Source organism: Muricoprocola aceti, assembly GCF_025567005.1.
GTDB classification, from domain to species: Bacteria; Bacillota; Clostridia; order Lachnospirales; family Lachnospiraceae; genus Marvinbryantia; species Marvinbryantia aceti.
In genome coordinates, this window is sequence record NZ_JAOQKE010000037.1 from 1 (window position 1) to 10035 (window position 10035).

The window sequence follows — 10035 nt, forward strand, 5'->3', positions numbered from 1 at the left end:
GGTCGCACACTGTATCATCAACTGTAAGACCGGTGCCTATGGAGCTAACATCAGTATATGTGAAGATTGTGGTCATACCCAGATTCATTATAATTCCTGTCGTAACAGATGTTGTCCCATGTGTCAGGCTTTACCAAAAGAAATGTGGATGGATAAACGCCGTGAAGATGTATTGGATGCACCTTATTTTCATATAGTATTCACAGTACCTCAAGAATTAAATCCACTAATCTACAGCAACCAACAGCTTCTATACGATACACTGTATCATTCTGTGTCAGCTACAATCAATGAGTTAACAGCAGACACGAAGCATCTGGGTGCAAAGGTTGGATATATCTGTGTATTGCATACCTGGGGCTCTGAAATGAACTTCCATCCTCACATACATGTCATTCTACTTGGCGGTGGTCTGACTGCTAAAAATCAGTGGCGTGATAAAGGTAAAGAATTCTTTCTTCCCGTAAAAGTTTTATCAAAGTTGTTCCAGGGTAAATATCTGGATGAACTTAAGATCTTATGGGAAGAAAATAAACTTCAGTTTCATGGTAGCAGTGTAAAATATCGCAACCACTATGCCTTCAAAGAGCTTCTTAACACCTGCTATGAAAAAGACTGGATCCCTCACTGCAAGAAAACCTTCAATGGTGCCCAGTCTGTTATTAACTATCTTGGTAAGTACACACATAGAATCGCTATCAGTAATCACCGCATCATCCGTATGGACGAAAATACTGTTACATACTATGTGAAAGATTATCGTGAAAAAGGTAAGTGGAAAGAATTCACCATTTCCGGAGTTGAATTCATCCGTAGATTCCTTATGCATGTACCGCCGAAACGATTTGTTAGAATCAGACACTACGGATTACTATGTACTCGAAGCAAGACCAAGCATCTGGCATTATGTCGGAATCTTCTTGGTTGTAAGCAGTATCTATCACGACTGAAAGATATGGAAACACCTCAGATACTTGAAACCCTTTATGATATCAAGGTTACTGTTTGCAAATGCTGTGGTTATCATCTTGGAAAAACACAGCAGAGAATACCTTTGCGCATTTAGAATCGACTAACTAAATAATTTCAAAAAGCCTCAGCAATGAGGTTTATTTGTCGTGCCAAGATTTTTCAAAAGCCCCATGTAACAATGCAGAGAATCCTTGTATCTCACTTGTATTCATAAAAAAAGCAAGAATTGAAAATCCATACATATCGGCTACAGGGACGCGACTTTGTTCACTTTGGCAAAATCAAACGCAGTGCAAACGAAAGGGCAGTTTTTCTATAGTTTAAGACTGCTTTTTCGTTTACACCGCTATTGATTGTAGCCTAAAGAATTTTCATGTGCTCAACAAATTGAATTTTCCGCTCTACACGATTCCCCAATAAATGAAAAGCTGTCACTCTATTATTTTGTATCCAGCGTTTTTAAGTGCTTTTATCACTTTTTCGTAATTTTCCTTTTTTGTCAAAAGATAGTCCGTATTGTAAGTAGATACTGCAAAAATTGGAATGCTATGATCTGCTAAAATCGCTGCAATTTTAGACAATATTCCAATCAACGAAAACTCCAAAACACCTTGAATTCGAAGCGCTTTCCAACCATCATCACGCTGAATTACATTTGGCGGGATTTCGCTTGTGATACAAACAAGAGATTTTTCCTCGTCTGTCCTTCCTATAAAGCTATACTCGGAATCTAAATCTACAAATGAATAATCTTCTACCTGACATACTGAAAATTCTTGATGAATTTTTAGATTTCCATAATAGTGCCTCCTCTAAATATAATTTGTCGCTGTCTCCATTATACCATTATATAATAGCCGTTCGCTTTAGGAAAGCTGCAGATTATCCGGCGTAGTGGAGCAGGACGATGTTCATGGCTTTCGGGCCGCCATTGTGGGTTATGCGATTGCCTTGCGGTAAATGAAAAGGGATATGATCGCGGTAATCGCTTCCGTGATCCAAAACGCATTCCAGACACCAACTGCTCCGAAAAGCCTGCTGAGTAAAAGCGCAACCGGAATGATAACCACTACATACCGGCAAAGGGAAATCAATAATGAAGGTGTGCCTTTTCCAAGTCCCTCCAATGCGCCGGAAGATGTAACGGAAACCGCAGAAACGATAAACCCAGCACCGATGATACGCAGGGCCGTTTCCCCGGCTTGAATCGTTGCTTCTGTGTGGGTAAACAGCCCCATAAGCTGGCCGGGAATCAGAAAGCATATCACTGTTCCAAGTACCATAATGATACCGCTCATGCACAAGACGATCTTATAAATCTGACTGACCCTTTTGTTCTCGCCCGCGCCGTAGTTATAGCCGATCAGGGGGCGCATTCCCTGTACAATGCCATTCGCCGGCAGATAGATGAAAGTCTGTAATTTGTAATAGATTCCCAAAACCAAAATATACACTTCGGAATATGCTGCTAAAATAGCATTGAGCGCCGAAATCAAAAGAGACGGAAGCGCAAGATTCAAGGTGGCAGGAATGCCGATTGAATATAGCTTCCATACCATTCCTTTGCCGGGCAGAATGTGCTGCCTGCGAATATGTACGCGGATTGGCCGCACAAAATAAACAACCAGATAAATCGCCAGCGTCAGAGCTTGCCCGATGCCGGTTGCCAGCGCAGCACCTTCGATTCCCATTGCCGGGAATGGGCCATAGCCAAAAATCAGAATGGGGTCGAAGACAATGTTTGTGATGCACCCGCACATCAGGCTTATCATGGTTGTTTTCATGTTTCCTACTGCCTGGAATATTTTCTCGAATGTTACACCAACAATGATAATCAATGTAAAAGCGAATGCAACAACACAATAGCGGACGCCAAGTTCAACCACTGTCTCGGATGATGTGAACATTCCTAAAAAAGCTGGCATCATTGCGATACAGCAGACTGTCATGACAACGCCATGAATCACGGCAAGCACAAGTCCCTGCGTAGCAGCCTGATCCGCTTCCCTGTTATCTCCAGCGCCCAGATAGAAGGCGATAACTGCGTTAATTCCAATGCCAAATCCAATTCCGACAGCATTGATGACATTTTGAACCGGGTAAACCAGGGATAATGCCGTCATAGCTTCCTCGCTGATCTGCGAGACGAAAAAGCTGTCGATAATGTTGTATAGGGAATTGACCATCATGGAGAGCACCATGGGCAGTGCCATAGACAGCATCAGCGGCAGTACCGGCTTTTCTTTCATAAAAGTTTCATTCATTCGTGATTGCCTCCGGTGTTTCTTTTCTTGTCATAAAACAGATCGGATCTTTTCGGAAGCCAAAGGGTTCATAAAACCGTTCAGCCTCTTCCGTGATCAGCATTCCCAGCAGGGAACGGTATGTGTCTTCTGCCGTAATCGCCTTTAGGAGAGAGGTGCCCACACCCCTGTGCCGGAAATCTGCATCCACAACAACATCACAAATATAATACTGGGTGGCATAGTCTGTTATCACTCTTGCAAATCCAATTTGTTTTCCATCAGCGGTATAGGCTCCATAGCAGATAGAGTGTTTCCATGACTCCATAATTGCTTCTACCTTTCTGTTGCATGCCCACACGGTCTGTGATAGAAGGTGAAGTACGGTTTCTGTTTGCAGGGCATCAAGCCCTTTTTTAATCTGTATTTCCATATCGTCTCTCCTGTTCTTACTGTGTTTTTGTACCGCTGCAAAGCGTTTCTTTTTTTCTGCCTGCTCGGAAGATCAGAAGCGCCAGAACGAATGTTTCCGTTTCTGTCACAGGGAAGGACAGCCAGATCCCTGTTATCTTCAGGAGTTTTTCCAGGCCCCGCATGAATGGAATGAGCAGCAGAAACTGCCGCAGCAGCTGGATCAGCATACTTGGAATGACCTGTTCTGTGGCTTGGAGATAGGTGGAGATCATGGTAGACCATCCGCAGAATAGGTAGCTGACCGCCATAATCCGCATTGCGGATATTCCAAAGGAGCGCATGGCTTCCGACGCCGTAAATAATCCCAAAAGCTGCGCCGGAAAGAGGATGATGGTCAATGTTCCCAGTATCATCATACCGGAGACCAAAGCGGTTCCGTATCGGAAGGCGGAGTGCAGCCTCTCTCTGTTGCCCGCACCGTAGTTAAACCGCATAATAGGCAAACAGCCCTGGATCAAGCCGTTCACCGTCATAACGATCAACTGCTGTACCTTAAAATACGCACCGAAGAAAGCGATTGCCGTATTGGAATAGGCGACCAGAAAAAAGTTTACAAAAGTCACCATAAAAGAACTAAGGGCATTCATAATGAAAGACGGTAGTCCAAGGGCGAAAATACGGCCAATCAGCCACTTTTGCAAATGAAATCCTTTGATCTTGATCCGCACTTTCTGCTTTTTGCCCAGCAGCAAGGCAAATGCCAAAATCATGGATAACAAATAGCCCGCAACAGTAGCCACTGCAGCGCCACGGATTCCCATAGCCGGAAAAACACCAATACCAAAAATTAGAAGTGGGTCGAATATAAAATTAACGACCACTCCTGCAATCTGGAACCACATGGGAGCAACCATGTTCCCGGTAGCCTGTATCATCTTCTGGATTGCGATATGCACCATATTGGGAATTTGCATGAACGAACATACGCTCATATAGGCAATACTCAGCTGATAAATTTCTTCATTATTGGTGAATGCCCCAAAGTAGGATTTCATAATCAGTAATGACAGAAGATTGAACAAAGCACCAATTCCAAAGGCCAGTAACAATCCATGTGTGACGGTGGTATTTGCCTCATCCTGCTTTTTCTCCCCAAGATACCCTGCAATCAGTACATTCACGCCGACACCGATCCAGATAGACACCGCATTCATCAGTGTTGTAATCGGGAATGACAGAGAAACAGCCGTTAGTGCATTCTCACTCAACCGCGCTATAAACGCACTGTCTATCAGATTATAGGAATATTGCAGGAACATGGAGATTAGCGGCGGTATCGACATTTGCCAAATGAGCCTTCCAACAGGAGCAACCGCCATTATATTATTGGTCTGCATACTTTCCCTCCTCTCCACAAATTGTCCGGCGCAAAAAAATTGCGCCGGACAGCGGGACATTACATCCGAACAATATCGTTTTGTTTGCGTGCTGCGGGCTGACCGGCTTCCTGGGCCGGATAACCCAATGCAATCGCCACGACGCCACGCAAGGTTTCCGGTAGCTTCCACTCCCGCAGGAGAGCCTTGCCGCTTTCACTGTCAAAAATCTCACGTTCCCGATGTACCCATACGGTTCCCAGGCCAAGGGCATGGGCAGCGAGCATCATATTTTCAAGGACGCAGCTTCCGTCCTCAACAAAGGTGCTTGCGGAGCCATCTGCCAAAACCAGGATCACGACAGGTGCGCCATAATAAGGGTCTGTGTTGCTCCCCATCACTTCTGCGTTTAGTTTTGCAATCTCCTTCCTATATTTGGGGTCTGTAATTGCAATGATGGTCGGAGATTGATGTCCTCCGCCGGTAGGAGCGTAAGTCCCTGCTTCCAGTACAGCGTCCAAAGCCTCGGAAGGGACAGGTTCCGATTTGTAAGCCCGTACACTACGGCGCGTCTTGATAAGAGACAAAAAATTATTTTCCATACAGATATAGTCCCCCATTCTGCTAACACTTCCGAGATACGAGCAACAAAAAAAGCCACACAACTATCACAAGATAGCCGTGTGGCAAAAAGATGACCGAATCCGGAAAAGTCCACTAAAATTTTTCGCTTATCATTATAGCGAACTTGAAGGAGACTGTCAAGCATCAATCATCACGCAAGGAAAGATAGAAAATATAGAATTACGTTATATTGCTCCATAATTTTGGCTTTTATTGAATTCATCACTTGACATTGTGGAAAAGATTTTCCTGAGCTCAGGAAAATCGTCTTCAACCGAATGTCCACTATTTTCACACACTATCATTACACGTTTAATTACATTTTGAAAATTTTCCCATTTTGTATATTCTAATGACGGTGCAAGTTCTCTAGCAGACTAAAACTCAGTTCCGTCTGTTCTGATTTGCTTTATATCCTCAAAGCGTTTATATTCTCTTGCTTTCAATTCTTTCACTATGGATGCCTCCAATCTTCTTCATATATACTCAAGATTACACATAGTAACTCATGCATAAATTCAAATCTTCTGTTGCTTTTCAGCCTCTCCGTAAGACTGGAATTTGTTTGTACAATGTTCAAGATATAACTGTTATTATGTCTTAATTAGAGTACAAACTCATATAAGAGGAACTTCCTCGGTACTCCAATATCAACATATGTGATTTCAACCTTATCCACATACTTAAATCCAAACGACATATACATTTTCTGTGGAATATCATTTCCCTCTATGCAATCAAGACGAATTGATTTAAGGTTTCTTTCCCTTGCTGTGTCTATTGCGTGTTGAACTAACTGCTTCGAGTATCCACGACCTCCATATTCCGGAAGGACACGCAAGGCATGAAGAACTACTGTCTCGTTATCATTTGCATCAATAAGCCATTTAACTGCGTGATACGCCTCATCACGATCATGATTCATAATATACGCCGCAACAATTCGACCATCTTCAATACCGATAAACTGATTTCTCTCTTTGATTGCATCTTTGATCATTTCATCTGGAGGGAAACCACCTTTATCTCCCTCCGGCAGAAAATCTTTTCCGCTCAAAACTTTACACATACCGTCATAAAACTGTCGCAATTCTATAAAATTTTTCTCTTCTGCATATCTGATAATCATAGAAATCTATCCCTCCAACTTCAAATTTTCTGTTCCTAATAAAATAAATATATCGGTGTTAACCAAATCGCTAAACAACGAGTTATAAAACTCTTTAAACCAATATTTACTCTTTCTTCCCAGTGTACCTCTTGGCCTTTCTGGTTACAGTCCCATCTGCGTGATGCTCAATGTTACTTCTGCTCTCACGCATTTCCTGGACTGCTCGGAACATCTCTCGTGAGATGATTGCCGGATGATGATCCTCCTGGATGTATTTCTTATGCTCTCCGTTGTTCGGTATTCGCTTCTTCTCCGGGAAGTCTGGCGAGAAGGTTTTATAGAGAATCACATCACCGACATACTTCTCATTGGTCAGTATGGTTTCGATGGAACGCTTCGACCTCTCTCACATTTCCTACGAATCTTCGCTTCAAATATTGTATCATATTCAACTTGACAAATCCACCATTTTGTGATAAGGCCGCAAAAAGTAGGGCATCCAGCAAAACCGCCAGATGCCCCTTTCGATTCGTGTTTCTACATATTAAATAGTAATTTCGATCTCGCCCCGGAAGACTACCGTGCTGCTTTTCTCATCAATACGGATGTGATCGACCAAACCGCCCCACAGTTCATCCCGGAACTCCGTCTGTTCTCCGGTCAAATCCTCCAGCTTGGTGATGAAATTTGTGAGAATTTCCCTCGTATCATTCTTTTCCTGGATGAGTGACTCCAGTTCCAAAAAGTAGCTATGCTTTTCACCATAGAGGGTGCGGAGCTTCTTTTCTTTCTCTGCCTGCTCCGTCTGATCCAGGGCTACACTTGCATTCTTCTGGATGAGGTTCGCAAGGTTCTCTGCGATAATTCTCAGTTCCTGCTCCAGCCGTTCCTGCTCTGCGCCAAGGGAATCTATCTGACAGACCGTTTCAATCAACTCCTGCAGATTCTCTATGGTTTCCTCTTTCGCCTCCACCAGGGCATTCAGTGCCTTGAGGAATATCTGCTTGATTTCTTCCTCGGTCAAATGCGGTGTGTTGCAGGGCGGGGTGTCTTTGCCGTACTTCCGATTGCAACGGTAGATGACCTTCCGGTACTTGTCGGTGGAATGCCACACCTTCGAACCGTACCATCCACCGCAGCATCCGCATTTGATTTTATTTGAGAAGATGCTTACTCCGCTATATCGGCCATTCTGCTCCCGGCGGGCAAGTTCTGCCTGTACAAAATCAAACTGGGCAGGGGGAATGATGGCTTCATGGTGTTCCTCCACATAATACTGGGGAATTTCGCCGTTGTTGGTCTTTCTGGTCTTCTGCAGGAAGTCCGTAGTGTACTGCTTCTGAAGGAGCGCATCCCCACGGTACTTCTCATTGGTAAGGATCGATTTCACCGTGCTGATGTGCCATCTGTCCTTGCCGGAAGGTGACTTGATGCCTCGGCTTTCCAGCTCCTTTGTGATAGCATAGAGGGAAAGGCCGCTGATAAAAAGTCGATAAATCAGTCGAACCGTGGCTGCCTGTTCCTCGTTAATCTTGAAGTCCTTGTCATACCCAAGGAACCAACTGAAGGCAACACTGCCTTTTCCATCAGCAAACTGCTTTCGCTTGCCCCAGGTGGTATTCTCAGAAATGCTCCGGCTTTCCTCCTGTGCCAGGGAACTCATGATGGTTATCATCAACTCGCCCTTGGCATCCAGCGTCCAGATGTTCTCCTTCTCGAAATAGACCTCAATGCCTTTATCCTTCAGCTTTCGGATGGTGGTCAGGCTGTCCACCGTGTTTCGTGCAAATCGGCTTACCGACTTGGTAATGATGAGGTCAATCTTACCATCAAGGGCATCTTCCACCATCTGATTAAAGCCGTCACGCTTTTTGGTGTTGGTGGCGGTGATACCCTCATCCGAGTACATCCCGACAAACTCCCAATCCTCATGACCTTCGATGTAGGTCTTGTAGTAGGTCATCTGCGCCTCGTAGCTTGTTGCCTGTTCCTCACGATCCGTGGATACTCGTGCATATCCGGCTACTTTCTTTTTTCTTCTTACTGCCACCGGCTCCGATGTGAACTGGTTGAGGGTAGCAGGTATTTTTCTTACTTTCTTTGCCATGTCTTTACCGTCCCATTCTTATATTCAAAATCTACCTGGTTGTCGGAAACAACCACCCGGTCAATGTCTGCGGATACTTTCGCCTGGAAGTTCTCACCGAGAAGGCTTTCTGCCGCCTCAAGCAGTTCACTCTCCGGCAGGCGTTTCATTTGGCACTGCGTTCTCGGCTGGGAACAGCACCAGATTTTTCTTTTCTTCTTGCCGTAATTGTCCCTTTCGCATTTGCATCCGCAGGAACCGCACCAGACCTTATTGGTGAAGGCATTCTGTCCCCGGCATCCGCTAAACTGCCGGATGATGGATTTCCTGTTTCCGTTCAGCAGGGAAACCTCAATGCGGTCGGAATATAGGGTCACTTGCCGTATCTCTTTTGAGAAAGCACTCTCATCAAAGGAGCCGCCCAGCACTGTCTTCGCAGCCGCTGTGAGTTCCGTCTCCAAAATCGGTCGGCACTCGCATTGCTTCATTCCTTTCCGTTCTCTGGTGTTGCAGACCCACCGCTTTCTTCCTCCGCTGGTTCTCCGGCTAACACCGCATCCGCAGTATCCACACTTCACTTTGCCGGAGAAAGGTGTAAGGTTGTCCTGATTGTTCGGAAACTGCTCCGCTCTCTGCTGCCGGATTTCCAATGCCTTCTGGTAATCTTCCTCCGAGACCAAAGGCTCGAACATCTCATCCACCAGGTACATGGGAAGTTCACCTTTGTTCCTTCTGCGGATGTGACCTTCGGTGAAGAAGTTCTTCTGAAGGACCATCGTTCCGGTGTAGGACTGGCTTGAAAGTATCTCCTTGATGGTTGTCTGCTCGATCGGCATTCCCATCTGCCCGGTCACGCCTCGCTCTGCAAGGGTCTTTGCAATGCCATAGGCTGATTCCCCGGCAAGGTACCTTCTGTAGATTTCCTTCACCACCTCGCCCTGTTCGGGGATGATGCGGAACATCTCTCCGTCCCATTCATAGCCGTAGGGTGCTTTGTGGCCGTTTGGGATACCTTGCTCAAACCGCTTTCTGGTAGCCCATTTGATATTCTCTGAAATGCTCCGGCTTTCTTCCTGTGCAAAGGAAGCAAGCAGCGTGAGCATCAATTCTCCGTCTTCTGAAAGTCCAGCTAATAAATGTCAATAAGAAATTTAAAAAATATTGATTATATTTTAGGACTAAAAAAGGGCGCACTTATCCCTTGGTGAA

10 protein-coding genes are annotated in these 10035 nt (G+C 44.9%); 1 reads left to right on the forward strand and 9 read right to left on the reverse strand.

What is annotated here, in order from left to right; genetic code table 11:
• Window positions 1-1066: IS91 family transposase (locus tag OCV47_RS15510; RefSeq protein ID WP_262655926.1), on the forward strand; the 1066-nt coding region annotated here is incomplete at its 5' end.
• 337 nt (window positions 1067-1403) lie between these two features.
• On the opposite strand, the gene OCV47_RS15515 is transcribed toward OCV47_RS15510, so the two are convergent.
• The 9 genes from OCV47_RS15515 to OCV47_RS15550 all read right to left on the reverse strand — a co-directional run bounded on the left by OCV47_RS15515 (window position 1404) and on the right by OCV47_RS15550 (window position 9929).
• Window positions 1404-1757, reverse strand: a complete 354-nt coding sequence (locus tag OCV47_RS15515; RefSeq protein ID WP_262655933.1) for an ACT domain-containing protein — start codon at window positions 1755-1757, stop codon at window positions 1404-1406.
• A gap of 153 nt (window positions 1758-1910) precedes the next feature.
• On the reverse strand, window positions 1911-3236 hold the full coding sequence (locus OCV47_RS15520) for an MATE family efflux transporter (protein ID WP_262655927.1): 1326 nt from the start codon (window positions 3234-3236) through the stop codon (window positions 1911-1913).
• Complete coding sequence (locus tag OCV47_RS15525; RefSeq protein ID WP_262655928.1) at window positions 3229-3648, reverse strand: GNAT family N-acetyltransferase; 420 nt, start codon at window positions 3646-3648, stop codon at window positions 3229-3231. Before OCV47_RS15525 ends, OCV47_RS15520 begins: the two co-directional genes overlap by 8 nt.
• Window positions 3649-3664: 16 nt before the next feature.
• The gene (locus tag OCV47_RS15530) at window positions 3665-5026 is read right to left on the reverse strand and encodes an MATE family efflux transporter (RefSeq protein ID WP_262655929.1); all 1362 of its coding nucleotides are present in this window, start codon (window positions 5024-5026) and stop codon (window positions 3665-3667) included.
• Between the two features lie 59 nt (window positions 5027-5085).
• A complete protein-coding gene (locus tag OCV47_RS15535) occupies window positions 5086-5607 on the reverse strand; it encodes a nitroreductase (protein ID WP_262655930.1) in 522 nt (173 codons plus the stop codon).
• A gap of 626 nt (window positions 5608-6233) precedes the next feature.
• On the reverse strand, window positions 6234-6758 hold the full coding sequence (locus OCV47_RS15540; RefSeq protein WP_235249066.1) for a GNAT family N-acetyltransferase: 525 nt from the start codon (window positions 6756-6758) through the stop codon (window positions 6234-6236).
• 106 nt (window positions 6759-6864) lie between these two features.
• Window positions 6865-7128 carry a recombinase family protein gene (locus OCV47_RS16215; RefSeq protein ID WP_416888024.1) on the reverse strand — a complete coding sequence of 88 codons (264 nt, stop codon included), beginning with the start codon at window positions 7126-7128 and terminating at the stop codon, window positions 6865-6867.
• A 156-nt stretch (window positions 7129-7284) separates the two neighbouring features.
• Window positions 7285-8847: a recombinase family protein gene (locus OCV47_RS15545; RefSeq protein ID WP_262655931.1), complete on the reverse strand. Its 1563-nt coding sequence runs from the start codon at window positions 8845-8847 to the stop codon at window positions 7285-7287.
• Window positions 8832-9929, reverse strand: a complete 1098-nt coding sequence (locus OCV47_RS15550) for a recombinase family protein (protein ID WP_262655932.1) — start codon at window positions 9927-9929, stop codon at window positions 8832-8834. Before OCV47_RS15550 ends, OCV47_RS15545 begins: the two co-directional genes overlap by 16 nt.
• Between the last annotated feature and the right edge of the window lie 106 nt (window positions 9930-10035).

Bases quoted from the DNA above. Each gene is read 5' to 3' on its own strand.
- OCV47_RS15525 (WP_262655928.1), bottom strand. From the start codon at position 3,648: ATGGAAATACAGATTAAAAAAGGGCTTGATGCCCTGCAAACAGAAACC.
- OCV47_RS15540 (WP_235249066.1), bottom strand. From the start codon at position 6,758: ATGATTATCAGATATGCAGAAGAGAAAAATTTTATAGAATTGCGACAG.
- OCV47_RS15545 (WP_262655931.1), bottom strand. From the start codon at position 8,847: ATGGCAAAGAAAGTAAGAAAAATACCTGCTACCCTCAACCAGTTCACA.
- OCV47_RS15520 (WP_262655927.1), bottom strand. From the start codon at position 3,236: ATGAATGAAACTTTTATGAAAGAAAAGCCGGTACTGCCGCTGATGCTG.
- OCV47_RS15550 (WP_262655932.1), bottom strand. From the start codon at position 9,929: ATGCTCACGCTGCTTGCTTCCTTTGCACAGGAAGAAAGCCGGAGCATT.
- OCV47_RS15535 (WP_262655930.1), bottom strand. From the start codon at position 5,607: ATGGAAAATAATTTTTTGTCTCTTATCAAGACGCGCCGTAGTGTACGG.
- OCV47_RS15530 (WP_262655929.1), bottom strand. From the start codon at position 5,026: ATGCAGACCAATAATATAATGGCGGTTGCTCCTGTTGGAAGGCTCATT.